Raw genomic sequence first — 25,320 nt, 5'->3', positions numbered from 1 at the left:
AGAGAGACATGACACATCGAATATTAGTCGTAGAAGATGATCAGGATATTGGAGACCTTTTGCAGGAATCCCTTACACGTGCTGGATATGAGGTGCTGAGAGCAATGAATGGCGAGCAAGCATTGAAGTTTGTGGACGATTCGCTCGATTTGGTGATTTTGGATGTGATGATGCCGGGGCTCTCAGGCATTGAAACGTGCCAGCAGATGAGAGCCTCTTCTAATGTCCCGATTCTGTTTCTAACAGCCAAATCAGGTACATTCGATAAAACCGAAGGCTTACTTGCCGGCGGGGATGATTATATGACAAAACCTTTTTCACAAGAGGAGCTTCATGCTAGAGTGATTGCACAATTACGCAGGTACACCGTCTATCAGGAAAAGAAGGAACAGGAAGAAACTTTTTTTGTTGGGGGCAAGCTGAGGGTGAGCGAAGAATTTAATGAAGTGTGGAAAGAAAATCAACAAATCAAGCTGTCTGATTTAGAATATCGTGTGCTCAAGCTGCTCATGAGCAGGCGAAACAAAATCTTTTCAGCCCAAAATATTTATGAGAGTGTGTGGGGACAGCCTTATTTCTATTGTTCCAACAATACGGTGATGGTGCATATTCGAAAGCTGCGTGCCAAAATTGAAGATGATCCGGCACGTCCTATATATATCAAAACCGAATGGGGAAGAGGATATCGATTTGGCACATCGTAAATATACACTAGCCAAAAAGCTGGCACTGCTGATTTTGACAGCTACGGTTGTGAGTGGACTTGTCTTTTTGACGCTGCAAAAAATCACCAATGACCTCATTGACGGATATTTGAGTTCAGACGAGTATTACGAGGCGGAGTCAGCTAGATATATTCAAAAATTCAGCCGCTATGTGTCTGAGAATGAGCTGTCTTCTACAAATCGACAAGCGTTTGGTGAATGGGTGAAAAAAGAGAATTACATTAATTTGACCATCTTCAAGGATGAAGTGCTGCAATATGACTCCATCTATTCGGCTGCTGATGAATCGGCTTACGGAAAAGAAAAGGTGACCCAGTATGCTGAGCATCATTCGTATCCGGTTCAGTTTAGCGACGGTGAAGGCCGTGTCATGGTGGATGGTTTCTATTCATCTCGTTACCACGATCTTGCCTTTACACTTGAGCTGCTCGGGTCGACGCTTATTTTTCTCCTCATTGTTCTGCTAGGCATTCGCAAAAGTTTACGCTACCTGCAAACGATTCACCAAGACATTCATATTCTTGAAGGCGGTGAGCTGGATTACGAGATGACGGTGAAAGGACATGATGAATTAGCGATGATTGCCAAAAGTATTGAGGATCTTCGTAAAGCTTTTCTGGACAAGCTTCAAGCCATCGATGAGCTGCAAGAAGAGAGCCGCAGCTTAGTTACTGAAATGTCACACGATATGAGAACACCGCTGACATCGCTAATGATGAATTTAGAGTTTGCGAAAAAAGAGGCGGCTGGGACGGATACACGTAAAGATCAATATATAGCAAGTGCTTATGACAAAGCACTGCAATTGAAAAATCTGTCCGATAATCTGTTTGCCTATTTTCTGCTTGATAAAGAACATGAACCTGAGCTTGAGACCGTTGCAGTCAAAGAGGTCATTTACGATCTCCTATCAGATCAGGTGGCGATCTTGCAGCAAGAGACATTCAAGGTTCATCTTTTAGGAGAGCTGCCTGACAGCTATATCAACGTGAATGTCGAGGAGCTGGGCCGAGTGTTTGATAATCTGATGTCGAACATACTGAAATACGCCGATCCGAAAAAAGACATCAATCTCACATTTCTATCCGATCAAGAAATCTTTGAGATCCATGTCAGCAATGCGATAAAAGAGACAAATGACACGCAGGAAAGCACTGGACTTGGTGAACGAAGCATTAAACGAATGATGTCCCGCATGCACGGGCAGTTTGAAAAGATGGAAAAGAACGGCGTTTACTACACCGTGCTGCGATTCTGGCACATCAAAATATAGATGACAAATGAATAATATGGAATGGAGAGACAATCTCATGAAACGATTCAACAATTTCCAAAAGGTACCCGATCTCTTGCAAGGTCTGCTGAATATCTGTCTATTCTTTCTAGCCCTTGCTTTAAGCGTTCTCTTAATCAGTGAAACGTGGTATATTGTCCAATTTGTCTACAAGAATGTGGTCAACAAAGGAGAAAGCTATTATGAAATGCTTGGTGAGCTGCTGATCTTCTTTATGTACTTTGAGTTTATTGCCTTAATTATTAAGTACTTTAAATCAAACTTTCATTTTCCGCTTCGCTATTTTATTTATATTGGCATCACAGCCGTTATCCGTTTGATTATCATCGATCATAAAGAGGCTGTATCGACCTTCTGGTGGGCGCTGACTATTTTAGCTATGACTGTTGCACTTTTTATCGCTAGTAAACGACATACGGTTCAGGAGAATGAAGAAGTGAAGTGAGGGAAGAAGACGAACGATGACCGTTCGTCTTTTTTTAATTTGAACGAGGTGGTTCGCTCATGCACAATCTTGAGCTGGTTGTCTATTAATGAACGGTTAAAAATTGAGAGGAAGTTCAATGAAATTGTTGAATTTCAACCTGTTCAGTTGATCACTCATCGTATTGCACACCTCTTCATTCATGAACATCGTGCTAGGATTTTTTTGGGGAATCTGAAAAAGTGTTTAGTACGAAAGAAAGTTTCACCCTAATCTTGAAACAATACTCAATGTTGAGTATAGTGTAAATAGATGTTGCTTAGGAGGAATCTAATGACGAACTTATATATATTAGGATTAATATCGATGAAACCGATGTCAGGGTATGATATTGAGCAGAATTTAAAAAATACAATGGTGGATACATGGGGTGGAATTCTAGTTGGCTCCATCTATTATGCGCTAAATAAATTAGAAAAAGGAAACTATATAAAAGTTTGTGAAACAAGGACGATAGGGAAAAAGAGTACGAAAATCTATAAAATCACAGAACTTGGAAAAAAATACAAGAAAGAATGTGTGATGAAATGCCTTGTAGAATCTCAAAATACTTATCCAACTCAACTTTTTACTGGACTCATGTTTGCTGATGAAATTGAAAAACAAGAAGCTGTTAAATCATTAAATATTCAAATTGAAGCGCAAAAAAGACATTTAGCAGAAATAAAAAAGGGTGAAGAAGAAAAAGAGAAACAAATGAATTTATCTTCTTTAACAAGGCTAACGTTTGATTACATTTATGAAATGGAAGAAATGAAAATGAAGTATCTTCATGAAGTTATTCAGTTAATAAAGACGGGGGATTAACCGATGAATAAAATTGATCATATTGTTATCAATGTTGATGAAAAATATCAAAAAGACAAAAAAATGATAGATATGATACAACAAAATGGTTTTCCGTATGCACCTAAAAAAGGTAAAAGAACAAAAGGCTTTAAAATAAGCAATCTTTGGATTGGAAAGGAGTATCTTGAATTAGTGAATATCACACAGAAGGATGGCGGTGGCTGGAAAAAAGATTGGACAGAGTTGTATAATCGAGGCACAAGAGGAGCAATATGCTTAATGATTGAAGTATCAGATATTGATTCTGTACATCAATCGCTTTTAGACAAAGCATTTGATGTACAAACGCCAGAAAGAATCGAATATAAATTATTTGGACTATTTAAAATTTCATCATTATGGAGAAACATGTACTTACCTTATTTTGAAAAAGAGGCATTTCAAATTGGATTTCAGCAATTAGATAACGAAGATATTTCTGAAAAATTTCAAAAGAAAATGATCCCCAATAGTATCAGTCATAAAATAATGGGGATGACCAAAATGATAATTAATGGCAAGTGGACGGAATTAGACTTTAATATGATTGAGAATACCTTTCCTAATACTCAAAAAGAAGGCAATGCATTAAAAATAAAACTTAATAATGGAAGCGATATAATTTTTGTTCAAAACAATGATTTTTCCCTTTACGTAGAAATGGATAATCACCGTTTGCAATCTAAGTCTATAACAAAAATAGAAAATGTATATTTAGTAAACAATTAGATTCAATACATACAGCTCATCATAAAACACAATAGGACAATACATAAAAATGAAATCAATGGATTTGTTCATGAAAAGCTTTGAAGTAAATGACGTCTTTCCTGTCTTCCCTATTCCCGATGCAAAAAAAACGTTAAAATAAATTGTTGCCATTATTCAAAGCAAGACCTTCCCTTTGTGGGAGATTACTTAATAGAATGTAGTCATGAGAATGGCCAGTATCGTTTGCCATCCTCGTTTCTTTTTGAAGGAGCGAAAACAATTGAAAGACACCAAGAACGAACCATTCTCATTTGCAAGTATGCAGCAGGTAGCCCCTGTTCATATTCCAGAAAGACAATTCATGCCATCACACGACGGCACAAGCCTTGCGTATTATCCATTTTTAGCAGAAAAGCAGAACGTGGCAAATGTCATCTTGATTCATGGCGGAGGCGCTCACAGCCTAGCTGGTTACGAGCATATCGCCTATACGCTTCAGCATGATTTCCATGTGAATACGTTTTTAATCGATTTAAGAGGTCACGGCCATTCGGAAGGAAAAAAGGGTGATACACCTAGTGTCACAGATGTGTGGCAAGATATTTCGCAGTTTGTGGATACGGTCAAACAGCAGCATAAAGGAGCTGTTTATCTTTGCGGGCATTCTTCTGGAGCGGGATTACTGCTAAATTACCTATCTTGGCCGAAAAAAAGAGAAGTAGACGGTTACTTTTTTATTGCACCTGAATTTGGCTATCAATCAGACACTGCAAGACCTGATCAAATTCCTTTTGCGACCGTTCAAGTATGGAAATTCGTTTTGTCTGCTATGACAAAAGGGATGCTGATGGGTCATTCTGAAGCCGTGCGTTTTCATTATCCAGCATGGGTAGTTGAGCAGGATCCGCTTCTATTAACATCCATCACCGTCAATCTATCACTTGCTTTAACCCCTTCTGCACCTAAAAAACAATTTGCTAGGATTGATCGGCCCTATGCGATGATAGTAGGCAGCGAGGATGAACTGTATGATATAGAAAAATTTTCTGCCTATCATGAACTGCCAAATGAAGAGATCAAGCAACAATCAGTCTATGAAGTGCTGGATGGACATACCCATTTGTCGGTGTTACTCGAAGCGGGAAAACAGATTGGCGAGACCATCCAAATGTGGAATCGTTCTATTTAGTATGAACAACTAGTCAACACTCTCCCTTTTTCTTAAAAATTTACATTGACACCATCCTTTTCTATGATAAAATCATAGTGTGATAATGAGAATCGTTATCAAACGATATGACTACATATAGAATGGATAGGTGAGGTACATGTTCAAAAAATCTTTTTGGTCGCTATTAGTTGTGCTCTCCATCGTTTTACTTGCAGCTTGCGGCAGCAATAGCAGTGAAGGCAAGTCAAATAGTAAAGAAAAAGCAAGAACAGTTGAAAGCGCTATCGGTTCAACTGAAATTAAAGGATCGCCTAAACGTGTGGTGACGCTGTACCAAGGAGCAACCGATGCAGCAGTCGCAATGGGCATTAAACCAGTGGGTGTTGTTGAATCATGGCTTGAAGCACCTACGTATAAATATTTAAGAGATGACTTAAAGGATGTCAAAATTGTTGGGCAGGAAATACAGCCAAACCTAGAGGAAATTGAAAAGCTTAACCCTGATTTGATCATTGCATCAAAAGTCCGCCACGAGCAAATTTTTGATCAGCTGAAAGAAATCGCTCCAACTGTTGCAACTGAAACAGTGTTCACATTTAAAGATACAGTGAAATTAATGGGTGATGCGTTAAATCAGCAAGACAAATCAAAAGAATTGCTAACGAAGTGGGATGACCGCGTCGCTGACTTCAAAGAAAAAGCGAAAAAAGACATCAAAAACTGGCCAATGAGTGTGTCTGTAGTGAACTTCCGTGCAGATCATGCTAGAATCTATCAAACTGGTTTCGCAGGGTCCATTTTAACAGAGCTAGGCTTTGAAGGACCTAAGAATGTCAAAGATAAAAAGCAAGACATTATTACACTTACAGACAAAGAGAGCATTCCGCAAATGGATGCAGATGTGATCTATTACTTCATGGATGACCAGGATAAAGCGGTTGAAAAAGCACATAAAGAGTGGACGAGTCATCCTTTATGGAAGCAGCTTGACGCAGTGAAAGCGAAACAAGTGCATAAAGTCGATGAAATCACTTGGAACATGGGCGGCGGTATTATTGCTGCAAACATGATGCTTGATGATATTTATGATCGTCTCGGCATTGATAAATAAGGATAACAGAGGAGAAAATGTGAAAAACCATTTTCTCCTTTTTCCATAACAGATTGAAAGCGGGAATCAGATGAGAAGTTTATTAAAAAAGGATTCGAGCAAGGCGCTGCTGTTTGCTGGATTCGTCGTATTGATGTTGGTCTTTTTTATGCTCAGCATTTCTCTTGGGCAAACCTCCATTTCCCTCAAAGCCACCATCCATGCGTTTCTTCAATTTGATGAATCGGATCCAAACAGTGTCATTGTCATGACATCCAGATTATCAAGAGCTTTAATTGCAACAGTTGTTGGATCAAGTCTAGCCATTTCAGGTGCACTGATGCAGGCATTAACGAGAAACCCGCTTGCAGCACCAGATTTGTTAGGAATTAATGCAGGTGGACTATTTTTTATCGTCATTTCGATTGTTTTCTTTTCAACAGAGTCATTAACAGGCTATATGTGGACAGCCTTTCTAGGTGCGGCAATTGCAGGGATGCTTGTTTTTCTTTTGGGTTCCATTGGAAGAGATGGATTGACACCGGTCAAAATTGTCCTTGCGGGAGCGGCAATATCTGCACTGTTTGCGTCCTTTACACAAGGTCTTTTAATCGTGAATGAACAGTCGATTCAAAGCATTCTGTTCTGGATGGCGGGTTCAGTGTCTGGAAGAAGCATTGATATGCTGCTGCCTGTTCTGCCTTATATTTTAGGTGCGACAGTTGTGGCGCTGCTTCTTGGACGTTCCATCAACGTCCTTTTGTCAGGAGATGATATTGCGAAGGGACTTGGCCAGCGTACGCTGATGCTGAAAATCACGATGGGAGTTCTCGTCGTCTTTTTAGCGGGTGGTTCCGTCGCTGTCGCAGGATCGATTGGGTTTGTTGGTTTTCTAGTGCCGCATATTGTGAAAAAGCTTGTCGGACCTGACCACCGCTGGGTACTGCCGTATTGTGCCGTAGTGGGGGCGTCTCTATTACTTGTCGCAGACCTTGCGGCTCGTTTTCTGATTATGCCGCAGGAAGTACCGATTGGTGTCATGACGGCGGTAGCAGGAGCGCCTCTGTTTGTTTATCTCGTGCGCAAGGGGTTGAAGACAGGTGGCTAAAACATATACAGTGCGTTCAAAGGACGGACGCATTTCATTTCAATTTTCAAAGCGGACGTTTTTAATTTTACTTTTATTGACGGCCATTGCTTTTGGGTTATTTATTCTCAGTCTCTGTATGGGCAGCCGATTTATTTCGCCTGTGGATGTGCTTCTTCATTTAATCGGTCAGGGAGAGGGAAATACCTTTGTGCTCAATACACTGAGGATTCCAAGAACATTGCTGGCTGTCTTAGTGGGAGCCGCACTTGCGGTATCAGGGCTTATTTTGCAAGGGTTAATCCGAAATCCGCTTGCATCACCTGACATCATTGGGATTACGAGTGGTGCTTCGTTCGGTGCGATTATGTTTATTGTTTTTTGGATGGGTACTGTGCCTATTGCGTATCAATCTTTGTGGGCGATTGCAGGGGCGTTTGCCGTCTCGTGTCTGATTTATTTGCTTTCATGGAAAAAAGGAGTCAAGCCGATCACACTTGTTCTAATGGGCATCGGGATTTCTGCCATCATGAAGGCGTGTGTGACGTTTACTCTTGTTCTTAGTGATACGATGACGACGACAAAATCATATATTTGGCTGACAGGCAGTTTATATGGTTCTACGATGAAGGACGTCATGTCGATGCTTCCTTGGATCATGATCATTTTACCAATTGTCATGGTGTTAGCAAGAACGATGAATGTGAAGGAGCTTGGAGATGATCTTGCAACAGGTCTCGGGGTAAAAGTGCAGGCAAAAAGGTTATTCTTTCTACTGATGAGTGTGACATTGGCGGGGATTGCGGTTGCCTTTGCAGGCGGTATTGAATTTGTTGGACTGATGGCGCCGCATGTCGCACGGATGATCATCGGTCGTTCCTTCATTGCGCTTGTCCCGGCATCTGCACTAGTTGGCAGTATTCTCGTGATGCTCGCAGATTTAGTCGCTAGAACGGCTTTTCTACCGTTAGATGTACCAGCAGGTGTATTCACAGCTGCAATTGGGGCACCATTCTTTATTTATTTGTTATACCAGCAGAGAAATCGATAAACGAAAGATGGAGGTTTTGATATGAGGCCAGAGTGGGTTGAGAGAGAATTACTTGATTTCGGCGTACACATCACACATGGACCAATGACATCTGATCGCACACTTGCTGCGCTTTTTTCAGAAGCATCTGTCCTGCGTTTATTAGAGGCTGAAAAGGAAGCAATGCATGCACCGAATTTAGCTGTAGCGTCGTCGATGTTTTCAAAGCGTTATGCCTACTTAGCCGTCAGTTCCACTTTGTACATGATGACGCTGTATGACGGTGTCTATCAGTTTCCACCAGAGGCATGTGCCTTTAGAGAGGATCGGAAAATCGAAATTGATGAGTCATTGTGTTCGTTTGTTTCATTAGAAGGAGATCGGAATGAATGGAGAGAGCAGGTTGTGCATGCGCTGTTTACGGAGTGTGTTACACCTCTTTTAGATGTATTAAAGCGCACGTCAAGACTTCCATATTCTATTTTATGGGAGAATGTAGCAGTTCGTATCAATTCTCTTTATCGAAGCATGATGCGGGAGGCTGAAGACCCTGCTGTGAAGCAGCGCGTACGGGAGGACTATCTGTATCTGAAGCAAGCAGCGGGTAATGTATTCGGAGCAAAACAAAATCCATTTCATCACAGCTTAAACTTAGATGACAGTTTACTAGAAACATCCAATCGAAAGACTTGCTGTATGTATTATAAGCTCGAGAAAAAATCGGAGAGTCTCGATTATTGTCTTGTCTGTCCGCTTGATAAAAAGAAAGGCACTGCTTGTTCGTAGCAGTGCCTTTCTTTTTTATTCCCAAATCGCACTTGCCCATTCTGGGTGATCGATAAAGGGATTGCGGTTGTTCTGGTATGTTTGATAAATGATCTCGTTGCGGTTTCGTTCGATTTGATCGACAGGATCTTGTTTGTGCCACTTGAGGAGTACGGACATTTTGCCATGGAGAGGGGCGCTGCCATTATTCACTTTTTCGTTTAATTCTAAATCTGGAAAGCGGTCATCCCCTTCGTATCGCACTGCCATATAAAAGAGCATTCTTGCCACATCCCCTTTCACCCGGCTATGAGGTTCGAATGAGTCGCTATCGTAGAAATTGCCCGGTGCTCCCTTGTATTCATTTCCGCCCATATCAAAATCTAAATTTCCACGAGTGCTATTCGTTTGTACGTCTGTTGCCCGCAGGTGATGGAGATCTGTACCTGGGCCCTGGCTTGTCCCAAAATTGCCGTGTGACTTAGCCCACACATGCTCCCGGTTCCACTGACCAACATTTCCGCCATTCGCTTGCTTTGAGCGAGAGACACCGCTATAGAGCAAGAGCACATTGTTTGGATTCTTTGGATCTTCATCTGTTTTCTTTAAGGCATCCCAAACTTGGCTGTAGGATAGCTGCTTATGATCATCAATAATATCGTGTAAAGCTTTCTTTAAAGCGGGTCCTGATTTGCCATTAGCAGTTTGATAATAGGAATCGATTTGACTTGTAGCGGTTGTTTTCGTTTGCTGTGCAGATGTTTCGTTTTGAAGCTGTAACGGGGAAAATGTGATGGTTTGGCTCGGTTCATTCAGAGTAAAGCTTTGAGCATTCGCAGCTTGCGGCAGCGGGGCGGCTAACGTACCGAATATCATAATTCCGGCAGCCACAGTTCCAAATAAGGTTCTCTTCATTCGATTTCCTCCTTAATAGGGAATGTATTCTCTTTATTTCTATCATAATGTCAGAAAGAAATAAATGGATTTATCGTAAATTTTATGTAATAAATTCGCAGGAAAAGAGATTGCTATTTTATCAGCATTACTGTATAAGTGGGCATATAGGATGACAGCAAGGGAAAGGATGGATAACGTGAAAGAACTACAAATACCTTCAAGAACGATTATGACACCAGGACCTGTTGAAGTAGATCCCAGGGTACTCCGTGTGATGAGTACGCCCATTCTCGGTCAATTTGATCCAGCATTTACACATATCATGAATGAGACGATGACCTTATTGCGTTCCCTTTTCCAAACAGAAAATGAATGGGCTTTTCCAATTGACGGCACGTCTCGTTCAGGGCTTGAAGCTGTGCTTGCCAGTGTCATTGAGCCGGGAGATTCGTTGCTTGTGCCTGTCTTTGGCCGGTTCGGTCATCTTCTCATTGAAATAGGACAGCGCTATGGGGCTGATGTACATACAATGGAATGTGAATGGGGAACGGTTTTTGACCCTAGTGATATCATTCAGAAAATGAAGCAGGTTAAGCCTAAAATCGTTGCGATGGTCCATGGTGAAACATCCACCGGTCGATTGCAGCCGCTTGAGCAAATCGGTGAAGCGTGCCGAGCACTGGATGCGTTGTTCATTGTAGACGCTGTAGCAACCATTGGCGGGGTCCAGGTGAAAGTGGACGAATGGAAGATTGATGCGGCGATTGGCGGTACGCAGAAGTGCTTGTCAGTTCCATCAGGTATGTCCCCTATCACGTATAATGAACGGGTGGCAGCTGTCGTTGAGTCGAGAAAGAAAGTGGAAAAGGGTATTGCGACACAGGATGAATTGCAGGAGCAAATGGATATTTCGCCAATTAAAAGCAATTACTTTGATCTCAGCCAGCTCCAGGATTATTGGAGCCCTAGGCGATTAAATCATCATACAGAAGCGACAACGATGCTCTATGCACTTCGTGAAGGGGTTCGTGTTGTGCTGGAAGAAGGTCTGTCTGAGCGTTTTCAAAGGCACGCATATCACGAGAAAGCCTTGATGAAAGGTCTTGAAGCGATGGGACTTCAATTGTTCGGTGATCCACATTGTAAAATGCCAGTTGTGACATGTATTGAGATTCCAAGTGGTATGGATGGAGAAGCGGTACGTGCCGATCTGCTTAAGCATTTTGGTATTGAAATTGCCAGCTCCTTTGGACCGCTAGCCGGACGTATATGGAGAATTGGTACAATGGGCTATAGCTGCCGAAAAGAAAATGTGCTCTTTGTGTTAGCAGGGCTAGAAGCAATTCTAATCAAGCATGGTGCATCTATCCATTGCGGTGCAGGGCTTCAGGCGGCTCTTTCTATCTATGAACATGGTGAATAAAGTCATAAGGATACTCGCTATTTGCGGGTATTTTTTATTTGGAAAAGAAAACTAAATTTTGAAAAACTAGACTTATAGACAGTGATATCGCTATACTGAAGAAGTTCTGATCATTTTTGTCATCATTTTCATTTATTTAGCAGAAAGAGGTTTTTTGATATGAAAAAAATGGGCAGATTATACATTTTGATGCTCAATATTTTTATTGCCATGCTTGGCTTTGGCCTCATTGTCCCTGTCATGCCAAGTTACATTGAGGCCTTTGGCGCAACAGGAAAAACACTCGGTTTTCTTGTCGCTGCAACAGGTCTCACACAGTTTGCTTTATCGCCGGTCGCAGGCGCACTGACCGATCGATTTGGACGTAGAAAATTGATCATTGCCGGGATCGCCGGCTTTACGATTGCCCAGTTTATTTTTGCATTTGCTGATCAGCTTTGGATGCTGTTTGTGTCTCGGTTTTTAGGTGGTGCTGCCGGAGCTTTACTCATGCCAGCCATGTTTGCATATATCGCTGATATCACAAGTGAGAAGGATCGAGGGAAAGGAATGGGGCTATTTAGTGCAGCAATGACGTTAGGCTTTGTCATTGGACCAGGCGTAGGCGGCTATTTGGTCGAGTACGGAATCGCTTTTCCTTTTCTCATCGCAGGTTCCTTTGCAGCTCTTTCTACCCTATTGTCCATCCTGTTTTTACCTGAAACATTAACAAAGGAAAAGCAGGAAGAAGCGCGGTTAAACAAAGACATTCATTTCAACCCATTTGTACAAATGATGCAAGCTTTAAAGACATCCTACGGTTTTTTGTTTATATTGGCGTTTGTCCTCAATTTTGGCATCATTCACTTTGAATCGATTTTCGGCTTATATGTAGATCAAAAACATGGATTTACACCGAAGGATATTGCGTTTGTGATTACAGTTGCGGGTCTTGCTGGCGTGCTTGTCCAAGGTGCGTTGGTGAATGCCTCTGTGAAACGATTTGGTGAAATGCGTGTCGTGCGTTATGCCCTGCTGGGAGCGGCTTTGATGCTCATCGTCTGCCGTGTTGCGCCGTCATTTTGGCTGATCTTTGCAGGCTCTATTTTATTTTTGTCGGCTACATCATTTGTTCGTCCAGCCCTCAATACATTGCTGTCCAAAATGGCAGGTAATCAGCAAGGAGTAGCGGGAGGCCTCAATACATCCTTTATGAGCCTTGCCAATATTGTTGGACCGAGCCTTGCGGGCATTTTATTTGATGTGAATATTGAGTTCCCTTTTATGCTCGGAACACTGGTGCTTTGCATAAGCTTCATTGCATCCATCGTGTGGGGGAAAAAAGTGCAGCAGCGTTCTGCAATTTCTTAAAATTCAATGATAAAAAACCGATCAGCACAAATGGATCGGTTTTTTTATGGTCATCACCTTTTATATGTCACGACAGGTGATTTTTCTTTATGAAGCGCACGAATCATGGCATCACCTACATGCAAATGCTCTTTCACTAATTGAGGAGGGGTTAAGGCCATCCACTGATTCAACGAAATATCTGCAAAGCGGTCACTTTTAAACATTTCTAAAAACCAAAGGCTCGTTTGACCGATATTTTGGATGTAATGTCCCATACCAAAAGGAACATATCCGACATCACCTGCTCTGTAATTAAAGGTGCGGGCAGTGCCACCGGCTCCAAAGACCGTCATTTTGGCTGTACCTGTTAAATAGTATTGCCACTCATCATTATTAGGATGCCAGTGCATTTCTCTCATGCCGCCAGGCTTTACTTCAACAAGCGCAGCTGCAATGGTTTTTGAAACAGGGAAATTCCGTGAATCGACAATGCGGACAGTTCCTCCAGAGGTCGTCAGCGGTTTTTGGCGAAGCAGCTGGTACGTAAATGGTGGCTCGATGCTTCCGTATGGATCAGATACCGTTTGGCTTTCTAATGATGCTGGTGGAGAGCCTTGAAACATGTAGCGCTGCTTATTCGGAATATCATCAAACAGCTTCTCAGGAACGCCAAAATTTTCGGAGAGAATGTTTTTCGGTGTATGGGCAAACCAGTCTGTGATGGTGAACGTATCAAATTCAGAAAAAGCGCCATCATCAAAGACTAAAAGAAATTCACACCCGTCCTCAAGTCCTTGAATGGAGTGCGGAATACCTGGCGGGAAATACCATAAATCTCCTTCTGCTACATCAGCGATCATATTTCGCCCTTCTGCATCTACAGAGGTGATACGGGCTTTTCCTAAAATCATATACGCCCATTCAGCCTGCTTATGCCAATGGAGTTCTCGCACTCCGCCTCGAGTCAGCCGCATGTTGACACCCGCAATCGTTGTGGAAACAGGCAGCTCTCGCTTCGTAATTTCTCTTGACCAGCCGCCAGGATTCAAATGCATATGTGTATCGGAATATGAAAATTTCAAGTTTGGAATGGTTCCGGCATCGGTTTTAGGTGGAACAAGCATATCGGGGTTCTCGATGTCTCGAAGGACGTCCCGCGGGCCTAGATCGGTGGCACCAGCACCATCCTCTCGAATTGGCTGCGGGATGTGACCCAGCTCACCATCCATTGATCATCCCTCCTCTTGTATCACTTTTCTCCTCCAAACTATATGAAGCTTCGGAAGAAAACATTCAATCAGGATGGGGTGAAAGAAGCATCTGAATACGTAATGCTAAGCGCAGCCTTAATGTGGCTTCAGGGTCTTTTAAGCTGATTCGAAGCAGCTCTTCACACTTTTCCAATCGATAAATGACCGTGTTGCGATGAATTGACAAACGTTTTGCTGTTTCTGAAATGTGGCAATGTGTTTCTAAATAGACAGATATGGTGTGGAGGAGGTTTTGACCAGCTTCATATAACGGATGAAGGTGCATTTGGTGAAACGTGATTAAATCCTTTCTTGGAATAAGCTTCAATAAATCTGGCACATCCTTTGCTTGATAGAAGTGTATATATTCCGGCTGTGCCGAGAGATGTCCGGCTTGAAGTGCGTCTAATGCTTCACTGTAGCCCTCAAACAGATGGGTGATGCGACAACTAGTCAAGCTCACGCCGAAGGAAATGGTGTGATTCACTTGTATGCTAACGAGCATCTGCAGCTGTTTTAAAAAAGAGAGGAGTCTGTCACTCATCTCAGACCAACTGCCCGTCTCTTCCATTAATAGAATGCCCATATCACCTTTGACAAATAAAAAGGAAGGGAAAGGAGAGCTTGGCAGTGCGCTGTCGAGCAGATCAACGACTTGATCTAATATTAGTTGCTGCTTCAAAAAATGAGTGGTCTCATGACACTGATCAAGCTGATAGATCATGCATAGATAGCTGCTATCTACATTTAATCCAAACGCCTTCGCAACGTATGCAGCGTCTTGCTGAGAAGACGATAAACCCTCTATCCATCTGCGAAACGCTTCATTTCTGGCACGCTTGGCTGTTTGCTGGGCAGTATATTGTCTCATTCGCGCAATCGAGATTTCGTGTACGGCTTGTTCAATGATGACTTGCAGTGTTTCATCCAGCGGAAGAATGAAGGAAGGGATGACCACATACTCACATGTTTGTTCGGCTAGATCAATCGGAAAGACAGAAAAGGTTTGCTTCGTATCGATTATCGAAAAATAATGGGGTGCCATGCTTTGGAAAAAAGGGAGAATGCGAATCCAATCTGGGCGCGTGATGGGCGAGTTGCCGAGAAGACGCCCATGCTGGTTACACAAATAGACAGGTTTGTGAATCTTTTCGGCGATTTTTTGCAATGTTTCAAATTGGTTATCGTCTATGTTCATATCCACTAAGTCTCCTTTATTGAGTACTAAAGTTCTTGGTGAAGATGCATAAATAAATGGACAATCACTGTTCACTTCTCTGATATATAGTATGTTATCAGCTCACATCATTTTAGATAGAATATTGTCAACTAACATGACAAACAAACAGAAATCATGATAAAATCACGCACCATCAGTCATCTTCATTCAGAATTACCGGCAAATATGATATGTTGTAGACAGAAGAATTTCTTTCAGAAAGATGGGTATGACAAGAGAAAAAGGCTTTCATGTGAGGAAGCCGTCTATACATGAAAGTGGCAAGAGGTGAGAAACATGATTTATATCGGATTAACTGGCTGGGGAGACCATGACAGTCTTTATCCGCCGAAAATCGGCAGCGCGCAAAAGCTGTTTCACTATTCGTCTACGTTTCCCATTGTGGAGCTGGATGCCAGCTTTTATGCAGTTCAGCCTGAACGTAATCATGAAAAGTGGATCAAGGATACGCCAGACACCTTTCAATTTGTCGTAAAAGCATATCAAGGAATGACCGGTCATCAGAGGGGCGAAATTCCGTTTGCTTCGAAGGAAGAGATGTTTGACGCATTTATTCTTTCATTGACTCCGCTCATTCGTGCAGGGAAACTAGCCATGGTTCTATTTCAATTTCCACCATGGTTTGATTGCAAAAAAGAGCACGTCCTTTATTTAAGATGGTGTAAAGAGAAGATGGGCGACATTCCATGTGCCCTCGAATTCCGTAACCGCACATGGTTCTCAGATGAATTTTATGAGCAGACCTTGTCCTTTATGGAAAAAGAAGGCTGGATTCATTCTGTTTGTGATGAGCCGCAAGTGGGAGAAGGCTCCATTCCGCCAGTCATACAAGCTACGCACCGTGATAAAACATTGGTTCGTTTTCACGGGAGAAATAAACAGGGCTGGCTTCACCCAGCGGATCATGAAAATTGGCGTGAAGTGCGATACTTATATTTATATAATGAAGCTGAATTAAAAGAGTGGAAAAAGAATCTCGACATTCTGCATCAGCAATCAAAAGATGTCTATGTCGTATTTAATAATAACTCCGGCGGAGATGCAGCGGCGAATGGCCAGCAGATGATTGATTTGCTGGATATTACGTATTCAAGCCTTTCTCCGAAGCAGTTAGATTTATTTAGTTAAATGAGAGCTGCGGCTTTCAACCTGAATGAGATGGTTCAGTGACAACTTGAGGGAGAGATCAACATGCTGCAGAAGCTATGGTTATATCATACAAACGACTTGCACAGCCACTTTGAGAACTGGCCAAAAATCGCAGCTTATATTGAGGAAAAGCGTCAAGTTCACGATCAGATGCTCTTGTTTGATATTGGCGACCATATGGACCGAGTGAACCTTGTGTCAGAAGCTGATTATGGAAAAGTAAATGTCAAGCTTCTCAATCAACTTGGCTATGATGGGGTCACGATTGGGAATAATGAAGGCATTACGCTGCCTCATGATCAGCTCGATCAATTGTACGAGCATGCACAATTTCCAGTGATCCTGTCTAATTTATTTGAGAAAGGCAAAAGGCCATCGTGGGCAAAGCCTTATCATATAATCCAAATGGAAAATGGACTGAAAATATGTCTCTTAGGCGTGACCATTGCGTATACACCTGTCTATGAAAAGCTGGGCTGGGAGATTACAGATCCGTTTGACAGCATACGGGACATGCTGCAGGAAGTGAAGGGAAAAGCGGATGTCATTGTGCTCTTATCCCATCTAGGTATCATCCATGATCGAGAGGTAGCCCATGATTTTCCTGACATCGATATTATCCTAGGCTCACACACGCATCATTTGTTAAAACAGGGTGAAATGGACAATGGAGTGCTGCTTGCATGCGCTGAAAAGTATGGGCATTATATTGGCTGTGTCGAGCTGACCATTGATACAGCGAGCAAAGAGCTCATCGAGAAAAAAGCAACGGTGCAGTCAGTGGATCAGCTGATCAGTGAATCAGATGAAGCCATCACTACTTTACAGCAAGCAGAGAGAAGAGCAAAAGCCCTCATGCAGGAAAAAGTAACCGCGATTGAGTCAAGGTTAGAAACGAAGTGGTTTGATGAATCCCCGCTTCCGCAGCTCTTAACAGATGCCATTAAAGATTGGTGCGGGGCAGATATCGGCATGATGAATGCTGGGATGGTGCTTGATTCATTAGAGGCGGGAATTGTGACAAGAGAAGAAATCCATCGAATCTGCCCGCATCCCATTAACCCTATTCGTGTGACGCTTTCGGGTCAACAGCTCATCGAAACCGTTCGGCGTGCATGTGAAGAAAAAATGGAACAGCTGCGCATCAAGGGCTTCGGCTTTAGAGGTGAACTGATGGGCAAAATGCTGTATAGCGGTCTCACCTATACATTAGAAGAAGGCGAAACCAAACGGGTGAAGGATGTTTTTGTGCATGATCAATTGATCAATAAAGACGCTTCCTATACGGTTGGAACAGTCGATATGTATACATTAGGCTCTCTATTTCCTCATATTCGTGACCATGAACACATTGAATATTTCATGCCGGAATTTTTACGTGATGTGCTTACTTGGCGCCTGAAGGAAGCCACATGAAATCCGCTTTTGCCTAACAACACTCGCCCTCTTGTCACATAGATTGTGATGAGAGGAGTGAAGGGATTTGGTGAATTTAACACCTATTAATATTGATGGACATTCCTTTACAGCCGTCACCGTCAAACTGCCGAAGACGAATTTTATGGCAGTGACAAATGAACATGGGTATATTATGTGCGGTGCACTGGATGTCGGGCTCTTAAATGAAAAGCTTGCAGATAGAGGCATTATCGCAGGGAGAGCAGTTGGAGTGAGAACGATAGAGCAATTGCTTGATGCCCCATTAGAATCTGTGACATACGCTGCAGAAGCGTTAGGTATTACAGTTGGAACCATTGGAAGAGACGCCTTATTAAAAATGATGAAATAAAATGGAGAGATGATTCCTATCCCCCCGCCTGTCTGCATACACTTGTAATGGAGAAGGGGGGATTTTTTATTGAGAATGAACCGCCGCTATCGCCCCTATAAAAAGGGCCCTTTGCCATTCCGATACGTCATGCTGCTTGCGATCTTATTCTTTGTACTCTCAACTGTCATCAGTCTATTTTTTATTAACCGTTCCATTAAACCAACCCTTATTCACATTGCTGAACTAGAAACAGAGCGTATCGCCAATCATCTGATTCAATATTCCGTTCAAGACTTTGCAGAAGATCAGGAGAATATGAAGGATATGGTGGTCATGAATACAAGTGAGAACGGAAAAGTAACGACCATCGATTTTAATGCGCAAGCAACATCGAAAGCAATGGCTGATCTGTCACGTCATCTTCAAAAAAATTTAGAGGACATTGAAAAGGGGAATTTTCAAAAAGAGGCAAAAGAAGCATTAAAGGATCAAACAGATGGACATGACGGCATTATATATAACATTCCGCTTGGGCAAGCGTCCGGAAATGCACTCATCGCCAACCTAGGACCAAAAGTACCTGTACGCTTCAGTGTCATTGGTGATCCGCATACGGACGTTGAAAAAAACATTAAGCCCTATGGCATCAACAATGCCTTGATTGATATTAGTGTTCTGATCGAGGTCAAGGTAAGAGTCATCATCCCGTTTGCATCTGAAACAATCGTGGTCAAAAACTCAGTTCCCGTCTCCATCCAAGCCGTTCAAGGGGACGTACCAGATTATTACAATGGCAGCGGAACGAACTCTGGCGCTCCATCGATTGTTCTTCCTGAGAAAAAGGAGAAGAAAGAATAACAGCCCAACGAATGATTGGGCTGTTTTTTATTTGCGTTTCCGTTCAGCCCTTTCCCATGCCCTTAAATGAGGGTATGGATCAAAAGACCATTCAGTTCTGCCGTTGTCTTTATACATGCCATAGTGAAGATGCGGCGGAAATTTTCCTGCTGTGCCTGGAGGGCCATAACCGGAGCTTCCGACAGATCCAATGACCTGTCCGGGTTCAACAATTTGACCTGTTTTGAGTCCTTTTGCAAAGCCATTCAAATGAGCGAAGTAATGATAATGGTTATGAATATCTCGAATACCAATCCGCCAGCCGCCAAAGCGGTTCCAGCCCTTCATTTCAATCACACCATACGATGTCGCACGAACGGGAAGTCCATAATGGGCAAATAAATCCGTACCCTCATGAATTCTTCTGCCTCCAAATCCTCTTGCATCTCCCCATGTGCTCCGGTAGCTGTAGTCAGCTCCAACCGGAAGAGGGAAAGCGTGCTTTCCGAGGTCAAGATGACCATAGTGCTGATATAGCTTCATAAAAGATGAAATGATTCCAACGGTTTGATCTCGTCCATAATAGTCCCATAAAGCAATTTTTAATTGATCAATGCTGTTGCCGTAATGAAGCAAGTATTGAGCAAACGTGAATAATACATCCTCATCGTCATCGCTGCTTGCTTTTCCATCCCCGTTTCCATCAAGTCCAATTCCATCAAACACTTTAATGCTTAAAGGAGAGGTATCCTGCTTATTCGGGTTTTCAGGGCCGATCCACATTTCCCGGGGAATGTAGATACCAATGATGCCTTTTTGTTTCGGTAAATCTCTTCTGCTTTTTCGAATATTGTGCTCATACTGATCAACCGCAGCAAGTACATACCATGGAACTTGTGTCGTGATGGCGACTTTTTCGTATAGTGCCATTCGCTGCTTCAGTACATCTGGCTGCTTGCCTTCCCCTTGTGCATGAACAGGTAAAGGGAGCATTGAAAGAGCGATCATGATGGCTAAAACCACTTTCACAAACGTCCATCTCCTTTCATCAAGCATCGTCTTCTACCGTTTAGTGTGGTTAGATCACCCTATTTCATAAGAAGAAAATGTTAGTAATTTTCTTGTGATTTTTTTAGGAGGCTTTTGGGTATTTTTGCAGCTCATTCCCTTGTTGTTCAATCTGTACTATGTTAAAGTGTCTAAAGAAAAGGCTTTAGGCCGAAGATTCAATTTTTTTGCAGCTTATTAGCTGCATCCATCGTATATAGCAGGAAGATTTTTGTAGATGCACCTTTAACGAATTCATATGGAGATGATGGAATTGGCAAAGAAGGAAGAGCACGTAAGAAAACCGGACTGGCTTAAAATTAAGCTGAATACGAATGAAAACTATACCGGTTTGAAAAAAATGATGCGGGAAAACAACCTGAATACCGTTTGTGAGGAAGCAAAATGTCCGAATATTCATGAATGCTGGGCAGTGAGAAGAACCGCTACATTTATGATCCTTGGATCTGTTTGTACGCGCGCATGCCGTTTCTGTGCTGTGAAAACTGGACTTCCAACTGAGCTTGACCTGCAAGAACCAGAACGCGTGGCAGATTCAGTAGCGTTAATGAACTTAAAACATGCTGTGATAACAGCGGTTGCAAGGGATGACCAAAAGGATGGCGGAGCAGGTGTGTTTGCTGAAACCGTTCGTGCCATTAGAAGAAAAAGCCCATTTACGACAATTGAAGTTCTCCCTTCAGATATGGGCGGCAATTACGATAATTTGAAGACGTTAATGGACACACGTCCTGATATTTTAAATCACAATATTGAAACAGTTCGCAGATTAACGCCAAGGGTTCGTGCGCGTGCTACATATGATCGTTCATTAGAATTCTTGCGCCGTGCAAAAGAAATGCAGCCCGACATTCCAACGAAATCAAGCATTATGATTGGACTAGGTGAAACGAAGGAAGAAATCATTGAAGTCATGGATGATCTTCTTGCTAACAACGTCGATATTATGGCGATTGGTCAGTATTTACAGCCTTCGAAAAAACATCTAAAAGTTCAAAAATACTATCATCCGGATGAGTTTGCAGAGCTGAAAGAAATTGCGATGTCAAAAGGCTTTAGTCATTGTGAAGCTGGACCGCTTGTGCGCTCTTCCTACCATGCAGATGAACAAGTAAACGAAGCGTCTAAAAAGCGTCAGGCGCAAGCATAACAAAGAAAACGCCAGATCTCTCTGGCGTTTTTTCTCTTGTTAATTTTGTCCGTAAGGGGCGTTTCTTCTCATGGTACGGTCGGAATTCGTCATACCATTTGCATCTTCTTTCGTAGAAATATCTCCACCTTGAGGGGAATATTTCATTTGTTGAATTGTTTTGGTTAAGATTTGATCAAAATCACGTGAATTGGTTTGAAGACGTGAAAAATTGGCAATGGATTGAAAGTGCTCTGGATTATCAGAGACGTATACATGATAATAACGAGGGAGAACAGAAACCGCCGTCTTCTTTACTTGATCGGCAGATTCATCCCGGTTTTTGTTTCCTGTACGATACACAATGAGTGCATCCTCATCTGTCACAAGTGTTGCTGCATCTTTGATGTTTGGCAGCTGCACAGTTAAACTTGTAATAACGTGGGCAAGATGCTCGCGATTTAAAGCAGGTGTTCTTTCTTTCTGATCCGTTACTTGCTGGCGCTGATAACGAACATACCCTGCTCTGTTTGTGTCTGCTTCTGGCATGTTGGAATTATTTCCTTCATGACGATCCGACAGACGGATGGTTTTACTTGAAGAATCTTCATCCACTTGCCGGTTCATACCTGATTGAAAGCCGCACCCGCCTAAAAGCATGCTGAGGAGAATCGCGGCTGTCAGTTGTTTCTTCATAAATGTGACCTCCTTTTTTCTTTAGCTTCGGCTAAATCGGAAAAAACATGCTTTAGCAATTGATGGAGTTCTTCCAATGAATTATCATTAAAGATGGATCGTTTAAAAAGAGGTGAGAAGATGATCGTCATTCAGAATGCTACTTTTGATCTTGTAAGAGAGATTAAAGACGGTTTTGATGAAGAAGCGTTTAAAGCAAGGTACTCAGATATTTTAAATAAGTACGATTATATTGTGGGGGACTGGGGCTACAATCAGCTGAGATTGAAGGGGTTCTTTGATGACCAAAACCAAAAGGCCACATTTGATACAAAAATCAGCACACTCGATGAATACATTTATGAATACTGTAATTTTGGCTGTGCCTATTTTGTCTTAAAACGAATCAGAAAATAACGCAAAGGGGAGCGTCATGATGTATTTCGTAGACAGAAAAAAGATTGAAGAGACATTACGTTTTTTCGAGGAGCAATATGAGCTGATGCAGAGTCATCAAACATGGACAAGTCCACTAGAGAAAAAAGCGCTGGAACGAATTGTTCATTTGCTTGTCGAATGTATTCTTGATACGGGAAATGACATGATTGATGGCTTTATTATGCGTGATCCAGGAAGCTATGATGACATCATGGATATTCTTGTTGATGAAAAGGTTGTACCAGAAGAGGAAGGCAGTCAGCTGAAAAAGCTTGTCTCGTGCCGCAAAACACTTGTACAGCAATACCAAGAAGTGGTTCATCACGACTTGCTGCAGGTGATCAGCGAGGTTGAGCATGCGCTACAGGTTTTCCCAAACCGCATCCGTACCTACTTGGAGCAAGAGCTTGGCCCAGTATCAGCGTTTAAATAATCCATTGGAGTTGTGAGCATCATGAAATACAAAGGCTATTTAATTGATTTAGACGGAACAATGTATAAAGGAACAGAAAAGATCGAAGAAGCAGGTCAATTTGTTCAAAAGTTAAATGAGCTGAACATTCCCTACTTGTTTGTCACGAATAACTCGTCACGCACGCCAAAGCAGGTAGCGGAAAAACTCGTTTCATTCGATATCCCAGCAACAGAAGAACAAGTCTTTACAACAAGTATGGCAACAGCCAACTATATTGCCGAACAAAAGAAAGACGCGTCTGTGTACGTCATCGGTGAAGAAGGAATCAAGCAGGCCATTGAAGAAAAAGGGCTGACGTTTGGTCAGGAGGACGCTGATTTCGTAGTTGTTGGAATTGATCGCAGCATTACATATGAAAAATTCGCAGTAGGTGCGATTGCCATCCGTCAAGGCGCACAATTTGTCTCAACAAATGGAGACATTGCCATTCCAACTGAAAGAGGGCTTCTGCCAGGGAACGGCTCGTTAACATCTGTATTGACCGTGACCACTACCGTCAAGCCAACATTTATCGGGAAGCCAGAATCGATCATCATGGAACAAGCCATGCGGGTGCTCGGGACTGATGTGTCCGAGACGCTCATGGTGGGTGATAACTATGATACAGATATTATGGCAGGGATGAATGCAGGAATGGACACATTGCTCGTTCATACAGGCGTGACAACAAAAGAGCTGCTTCAGAAATATGATAAACAGCCAACCTATGTCATTGATTCATTATCAGAGTGGATTGAGCGATTATCATAAAAAAAGAGGACAAGCGCGTTATGCGCGTGTCCTCTTTTTTGCTTCATTCCACATTTCTCGCACTATGTGCCAGCCTGCTTGATGCTGCAGCAGCAATGGCGCCGACAATGTCATCTAAAAAGGTATGGCACTGCCCTGTGGATTTATCGTTCAGTGTCTCGAGAATTCCTGGTTTTTCTTTATCGATATATCCGTAATTCGTAAAGCCGATCGAACCATAAATGTTGACGATAGCAAACGATAAAATTTCATCAACCCCATACAGGCTTTCGTCTGTTTCCAGAATAGACTGAAGCGGCTCGGTCAGTTTTTTTTGCTCGGCTAGTACGTCTAGTTCGACACCAGTTAATATCGCATTTTGGACTTCTCGTTTTGCGATGACACGCTCCACATTGTGGATGCATTCTGTCATGTCTAAGCCAGGATGATATTTTTCCTGTAAAAAGTAGACAAGGTCTGCTATATCTTGAATGGATACGCCTCGTTCTTGTAAACGGCGTCTTGCTGTTTTTTCTACTTCGTTCATCTCATGATGATGCGGCATATATTCCTCACCCAATCCTCGTAATTTGTCCACAACGTGTAAAAAGCTTCGGATAGTAAATAGTATTCATAAATCCCTCAACCTGCGACTACGATATGATAAGAGATCGATCATATGAACGCAGGTGAAAACATGAAAGAAACCATTTATCACACATTTGGTATTGATGTGCGTCAACTTATGCCATATGGCAGTTATCAGAGCTTTCAAACGTCGGAGGCTCTCTTTATCATTGTTCCTGTGTCTCATTTGCGCGAAGAAGAACTCACAGAGCTGTTTCATATCAGTCAGTATTTACTGAATGCCGGAGACCCATACGTCGCTGTGTTTGAATTAACAAATGAAGAGAAGCCCATCTTTACTCATGGAAAGGAGCTGTATGCCTTATTGAAGGCAGCACCGCCGATCTCAAGCCGCTCGTTTCAACAGGCGTCAGAGCTGGCGGCCTTTCATGTCAGAGGAAGAGGATTTCCATATGAGGTGTCTGAAACAAAACGTGTGGGAGCCTGGAAGGAATTATGGGCAAAACGGTTAGATCAGCTTGAAGGCTTTTGGATGCAGCAAATGCATCAAAAACCATTGGAACGGTTTGAAAAAAAATTTATCGAATCCTTTCCGTATTATCTTGGATTAACGGAAAACGCCATTCAATATTTAGTGGATACTGAGCTGGATGATGAACCGAAAGAATGTGACTCAGGCACTGTCTGCCACCAGCGTTTTTCGCGGAGGACATGGCCGGATGAGCAGCCGCTTCGTTTACCTGTAGATTGGGTCTTTGATCATCCAACCCGGGATATTGCCGAATATTTAAGAGAAACCTTTGTCCAGCATAAGGAAGATTTAATTGAAGAGGGTTTTTCCTTTCTTCAGCAATATGAGCAGGTAACACCACTTTCTTCTTTTTCTAAGCGTTTGCTATACAGCCGCTTGTTGTTTCCGCTTCATTATTTTGAAATTGTGGAAGGCTACTACATGTCGGGAGAAAATGAAAAATCATATTATGAAGAACGGCTAGATTACGTCTTAAATGACGCCAATCGCTATGAATACTTTCTCAAGGTCTTTCAAGAAATGAGTGCCATGCGAAGCGGCGGGAGCCTCATTCCACCTGTTGGCTGGATCACAGGTCCACTGATTTGAAGTTTCCGTGAACA

Annotated in this window: 26 protein-coding genes and 1 pseudogene; 21 read left to right on the top strand and 6 right to left on the bottom strand. The window is 42.4% G+C overall.

The window, feature by feature from the left end:
* Nucleotides 1-8: 8 nt before the first annotated feature.
* From SB660_RS10030 to SB660_RS09985, 10 genes are all read left to right on the top strand, one after another.
* Nucleotides 9-704 (top strand): response regulator transcription factor, encoded by a 696-nt coding sequence (locus SB660_RS10030; protein ID WP_410582366.1) that lies wholly within the window; start codon nucleotides 9-11, stop codon nucleotides 702-704.
* The gene (locus SB660_RS10025; RefSeq protein WP_410582364.1) at nucleotides 691-1,998 is read left to right on the top strand and encodes a HAMP domain-containing sensor histidine kinase; all 1,308 of its coding nucleotides are present in this window, start codon (nucleotides 691-693) and stop codon (nucleotides 1,996-1,998) included. Before SB660_RS10030 ends, SB660_RS10025 begins: the two co-directional genes overlap by 14 nt.
* Before the next feature lie 37 nt (nucleotides 1,999-2,035).
* Nucleotides 2,036-2,464, top strand: coding sequence for a phosphate-starvation-inducible protein PsiE (psiE, locus tag SB660_RS10020; protein WP_180310141.1), 429 nt, complete (start codon nucleotides 2,036-2,038; stop codon nucleotides 2,462-2,464).
* 312 nt (nucleotides 2,465-2,776) lie between these two features.
* A complete protein-coding gene (locus tag SB660_RS10015) occupies nucleotides 2,777-3,310 on the top strand; it encodes a PadR family transcriptional regulator (protein WP_180310142.1) in 534 nt (177 codons plus the stop codon).
* Between the two features lie 3 nt (nucleotides 3,311-3,313).
* Nucleotides 3,314-4,060: a transporter gene (locus SB660_RS10010; protein ID WP_180310143.1), complete on the top strand. Its 747-nt coding sequence runs from the start codon at nucleotides 3,314-3,316 to the stop codon at nucleotides 4,058-4,060.
* 262 nt (nucleotides 4,061-4,322) lie between these two features.
* On the top strand, nucleotides 4,323-5,231 hold the full coding sequence (locus SB660_RS10005) for an alpha/beta fold hydrolase (RefSeq protein ID WP_410582361.1): 909 nt from the start codon (nucleotides 4,323-4,325) through the stop codon (nucleotides 5,229-5,231).
* Nucleotides 5,232-5,370: 139 nt separating this feature from the next.
* The gene (locus SB660_RS10000) at nucleotides 5,371-6,324 is read left to right on the top strand and encodes an ABC transporter substrate-binding protein (RefSeq protein ID WP_410582359.1); all 954 of its coding nucleotides are present in this window, start codon (nucleotides 5,371-5,373) and stop codon (nucleotides 6,322-6,324) included.
* 70 nt (nucleotides 6,325-6,394) lie between these two features.
* The gene (locus SB660_RS09995) at nucleotides 6,395-7,411 is read left to right on the top strand and encodes a FecCD family ABC transporter permease (protein ID WP_169055653.1); all 1,017 of its coding nucleotides are present in this window, start codon (nucleotides 6,395-6,397) and stop codon (nucleotides 7,409-7,411) included.
* A complete protein-coding gene (locus SB660_RS09990; RefSeq protein WP_410582356.1) occupies nucleotides 7,404-8,441 on the top strand; it encodes a FecCD family ABC transporter permease in 1,038 nt (345 codons plus the stop codon). The genes SB660_RS09995 and SB660_RS09990 overlap by 8 nt, the downstream gene beginning before the upstream one ends.
* A 21-nt stretch (nucleotides 8,442-8,462) precedes the next feature.
* Nucleotides 8,463-9,206, top strand: coding sequence for an IucA/IucC family C-terminal-domain containing protein (locus SB660_RS09985; RefSeq protein WP_410582354.1), 744 nt, complete (start codon nucleotides 8,463-8,465; stop codon nucleotides 9,204-9,206).
* A gap of 15 nt (nucleotides 9,207-9,221) precedes the next feature.
* Here SB660_RS09985 and SB660_RS09980 read toward each other — a convergent pair whose 3' ends face one another.
* Entirely contained in the window at nucleotides 9,222-10,100 is an 879-nt protein-coding gene (locus SB660_RS09980; protein ID WP_410582352.1) for an endonuclease I family protein, read from the bottom strand.
* Between the two features lie 169 nt (nucleotides 10,101-10,269).
* Here SB660_RS09980 and SB660_RS09975 point away from each other — a divergent pair, with 169 nt between their 5' ends.
* Together SB660_RS09975 and SB660_RS09970 are read left to right on the top strand one after the other, a co-directional pair.
* Complete coding sequence (locus tag SB660_RS09975; RefSeq protein ID WP_410582351.1) at nucleotides 10,270-11,505, top strand: pyridoxal-phosphate-dependent aminotransferase family protein; 1,236 nt, start codon at nucleotides 10,270-10,272, stop codon at nucleotides 11,503-11,505.
* Between the two features lie 156 nt (nucleotides 11,506-11,661).
* Nucleotides 11,662-12,855: pseudogene (locus SB660_RS09970) on the top strand (MFS transporter); the annotation flags it as partial.
* A gap of 53 nt (nucleotides 12,856-12,908) precedes the next feature.
* Here the strand turns inward: SB660_RS09970 and SB660_RS09965 are convergent.
* Both SB660_RS09965 and SB660_RS09960 read right to left on the bottom strand, forming a co-directional pair.
* Nucleotides 12,909-14,066 carry an oxalate decarboxylase family bicupin gene (locus tag SB660_RS09965; protein ID WP_058013751.1) on the bottom strand — a complete coding sequence of 386 codons (1,158 nt, stop codon included), beginning with the start codon at nucleotides 14,064-14,066 and terminating at the stop codon, nucleotides 12,909-12,911.
* 64 nt (nucleotides 14,067-14,130) lie between these two features.
* On the bottom strand, nucleotides 14,131-15,285 hold the full coding sequence (locus SB660_RS09960) for a PucR family transcriptional regulator (protein WP_410582348.1): 1,155 nt from the start codon (nucleotides 15,283-15,285) through the stop codon (nucleotides 14,131-14,133).
* Between the two features lie 318 nt (nucleotides 15,286-15,603).
* Between SB660_RS09960 and SB660_RS09955 the strand changes: the two genes are divergently transcribed.
* The 4 genes from SB660_RS09955 to yunB all read left to right on the top strand — a co-directional run bounded on the left by SB660_RS09955 (nucleotide 15,604) and on the right by yunB (nucleotide 19,105).
* Nucleotides 15,604-16,455, top strand: a complete 852-nt coding sequence (locus SB660_RS09955) for a DUF72 domain-containing protein (protein ID WP_061410264.1) — start codon at nucleotides 15,604-15,606, stop codon at nucleotides 16,453-16,455.
* Nucleotides 16,456-16,518: 63 nt separating this feature from the next.
* Entirely contained in the window at nucleotides 16,519-17,892 is a 1,374-nt protein-coding gene (locus tag SB660_RS09950; protein ID WP_410582346.1) for a bifunctional metallophosphatase/5'-nucleotidase, read from the top strand.
* 67 nt (nucleotides 17,893-17,959) lie between these two features.
* On the top strand, nucleotides 17,960-18,265 hold the full coding sequence (locus tag SB660_RS09945) for a YunC family protein (protein ID WP_061409521.1): 306 nt from the start codon (nucleotides 17,960-17,962) through the stop codon (nucleotides 18,263-18,265).
* 75 nt (nucleotides 18,266-18,340) lie between these two features.
* On the top strand, nucleotides 18,341-19,105 hold the full coding sequence (gene yunB / locus SB660_RS09940) for a sporulation protein YunB (protein ID WP_044140941.1): 765 nt from the start codon (nucleotides 18,341-18,343) through the stop codon (nucleotides 19,103-19,105).
* A 27-nt stretch (nucleotides 19,106-19,132) separates the two neighbouring features.
* Here yunB and SB660_RS09935 read toward each other — a convergent pair whose 3' ends face one another.
* Complete coding sequence (locus tag SB660_RS09935; protein WP_234034838.1) at nucleotides 19,133-20,077, bottom strand: M23 family metallopeptidase; 945 nt, start codon at nucleotides 20,075-20,077, stop codon at nucleotides 19,133-19,135.
* Nucleotides 20,078-20,405: 328 nt separating this feature from the next.
* Between SB660_RS09935 and lipA the strand changes: the two genes are divergently transcribed.
* Nucleotides 20,406-21,302: a lipoyl synthase gene (lipA, locus tag SB660_RS09930; protein WP_034317455.1), complete on the top strand. Its 897-nt coding sequence runs from the start codon at nucleotides 20,406-20,408 to the stop codon at nucleotides 21,300-21,302.
* Between the two features lie 39 nt (nucleotides 21,303-21,341).
* On the opposite strand, the gene SB660_RS09925 is transcribed toward lipA, so the two are convergent.
* Entirely contained in the window at nucleotides 21,342-21,977 is a 636-nt protein-coding gene (locus SB660_RS09925) for a YhcN/YlaJ family sporulation lipoprotein (protein ID WP_034659879.1), read from the bottom strand.
* A 120-nt stretch (nucleotides 21,978-22,097) separates the two neighbouring features.
* Here SB660_RS09925 and SB660_RS09920 point away from each other — a divergent pair, with 120 nt between their 5' ends.
* Genes SB660_RS09920 through SB660_RS09910 form a run of 3 tightly spaced genes read left to right on the top strand, consistent with a single transcriptional unit; the run spans nucleotide 22,098 to nucleotide 23,619 of the window.
* On the top strand, nucleotides 22,098-22,373 hold the full coding sequence (locus tag SB660_RS09920; protein ID WP_008346837.1) for a YutD family protein: 276 nt from the start codon (nucleotides 22,098-22,100) through the stop codon (nucleotides 22,371-22,373).
* A gap of 19 nt (nucleotides 22,374-22,392) precedes the next feature.
* Nucleotides 22,393-22,827, top strand: coding sequence for a DUF86 domain-containing protein (locus SB660_RS09915; RefSeq protein WP_012011153.1), 435 nt, complete (start codon nucleotides 22,393-22,395; stop codon nucleotides 22,825-22,827).
* An 18-nt stretch (nucleotides 22,828-22,845) separates the two neighbouring features.
* Nucleotides 22,846-23,619 (top strand): TIGR01457 family HAD-type hydrolase, encoded by a 774-nt coding sequence (locus SB660_RS09910; protein ID WP_144461935.1) that lies wholly within the window; start codon nucleotides 22,846-22,848, stop codon nucleotides 23,617-23,619.
* A gap of 43 nt (nucleotides 23,620-23,662) precedes the next feature.
* On the opposite strand, the gene SB660_RS09905 is transcribed toward SB660_RS09910, so the two are convergent.
* A complete protein-coding gene (locus tag SB660_RS09905) occupies nucleotides 23,663-24,163 on the bottom strand; it encodes a phosphatidylglycerophosphatase A family protein (protein ID WP_058013760.1) in 501 nt (166 codons plus the stop codon).
* Between the two features lie 132 nt (nucleotides 24,164-24,295).
* On the opposite strand from SB660_RS09905, the gene yutH reads away from it, so the two are divergent.
* A complete protein-coding gene (gene yutH, locus SB660_RS09900) occupies nucleotides 24,296-25,306 on the top strand; it encodes a spore coat putative kinase YutH (protein ID WP_257474647.1) in 1,011 nt (336 codons plus the stop codon).
* The last annotated feature ends 14 nt before the right edge of the window (nucleotides 25,307-25,320 follow it).

Source organism: Bacillus sp. SIMBA_005, assembly GCF_046535585.1.
Classification (GTDB): Bacteria; Bacillota; Bacilli; order Bacillales; family Bacillaceae; genus Bacillus; species Bacillus pumilus.
This window is presented reverse-complemented; position numbering and strand designations above follow the sequence as displayed.

Bases quoted from the DNA above. Each gene is read 5' to 3' on its own strand.
- SB660_RS09920 (WP_008346837.1), top strand. From the start codon at position 22,098: ATGATCGTCATTCAGAATGCTACTTTTGATCTTGTAAGAGAGATTAAA.
- SB660_RS09980 (WP_410582352.1), bottom strand. From the start codon at position 10,100: ATGAAGAGAACCTTATTTGGAACTGTGGCTGCCGGAATTATGATATTC.
- SB660_RS09985 (WP_410582354.1), top strand. From the start codon at position 8,463: ATGAGGCCAGAGTGGGTTGAGAGAGAATTACTTGATTTCGGCGTACAC.
- SB660_RS09905 (WP_058013760.1), bottom strand. From the start codon at position 24,163: ATGCCGCATCATCATGAGATGAACGAAGTAGAAAAAACAGCAAGACGC.
- yutH (WP_257474647.1), top strand. From the start codon at position 24,296: ATGAAAGAAACCATTTATCACACATTTGGTATTGATGTGCGTCAACTT.
- SB660_RS09935 (WP_234034838.1), bottom strand. From the start codon at position 20,077: ATGCTCCCTTTACCTGTTCATGCACAAGGGGAAGGCAAGCAGCCAGAT.
- SB660_RS10000 (WP_410582359.1), top strand. From the start codon at position 5,371: ATGTTCAAAAAATCTTTTTGGTCGCTATTAGTTGTGCTCTCCATCGTT.
- SB660_RS09960 (WP_410582348.1), bottom strand. From the start codon at position 15,285: ATGAACATAGACGATAACCAATTTGAAACATTGCAAAAAATCGCCGAA.
- SB660_RS09915 (WP_012011153.1), top strand. From the start codon at position 22,393: ATGTATTTCGTAGACAGAAAAAAGATTGAAGAGACATTACGTTTTTTC.
- SB660_RS09925 (WP_034659879.1), bottom strand. From the start codon at position 21,977: ATGAAGAAACAACTGACAGCCGCGATTCTCCTCAGCATGCTTTTAGGC.
- SB660_RS10030 (WP_410582366.1), top strand. From the start codon at position 9: ATGACACATCGAATATTAGTCGTAGAAGATGATCAGGATATTGGAGAC.
- psiE (WP_180310141.1), top strand. From the start codon at position 2,036: ATGAAACGATTCAACAATTTCCAAAAGGTACCCGATCTCTTGCAAGGT.
- SB660_RS09955 (WP_061410264.1), top strand. From the start codon at position 15,604: ATGATTTATATCGGATTAACTGGCTGGGGAGACCATGACAGTCTTTAT.
- yunB (WP_044140941.1), top strand. From the start codon at position 18,341: ATGAACCGCCGCTATCGCCCCTATAAAAAGGGCCCTTTGCCATTCCGA.
- SB660_RS09995 (WP_169055653.1), top strand. From the start codon at position 6,395: ATGAGAAGTTTATTAAAAAAGGATTCGAGCAAGGCGCTGCTGTTTGCT.
- SB660_RS10015 (WP_180310142.1), top strand. From the start codon at position 2,777: ATGACGAACTTATATATATTAGGATTAATATCGATGAAACCGATGTCA.
- SB660_RS09975 (WP_410582351.1), top strand. From the start codon at position 10,270: ATGGATAACGTGAAAGAACTACAAATACCTTCAAGAACGATTATGACA.
- SB660_RS09950 (WP_410582346.1), top strand. From the start codon at position 16,519: ATGCTGCAGAAGCTATGGTTATATCATACAAACGACTTGCACAGCCAC.
- SB660_RS09965 (WP_058013751.1), bottom strand. From the start codon at position 14,066: ATGGATGGTGAGCTGGGTCACATCCCGCAGCCAATTCGAGAGGATGGT.
- SB660_RS10010 (WP_180310143.1), top strand. From the start codon at position 3,314: ATGAATAAAATTGATCATATTGTTATCAATGTTGATGAAAAATATCAA.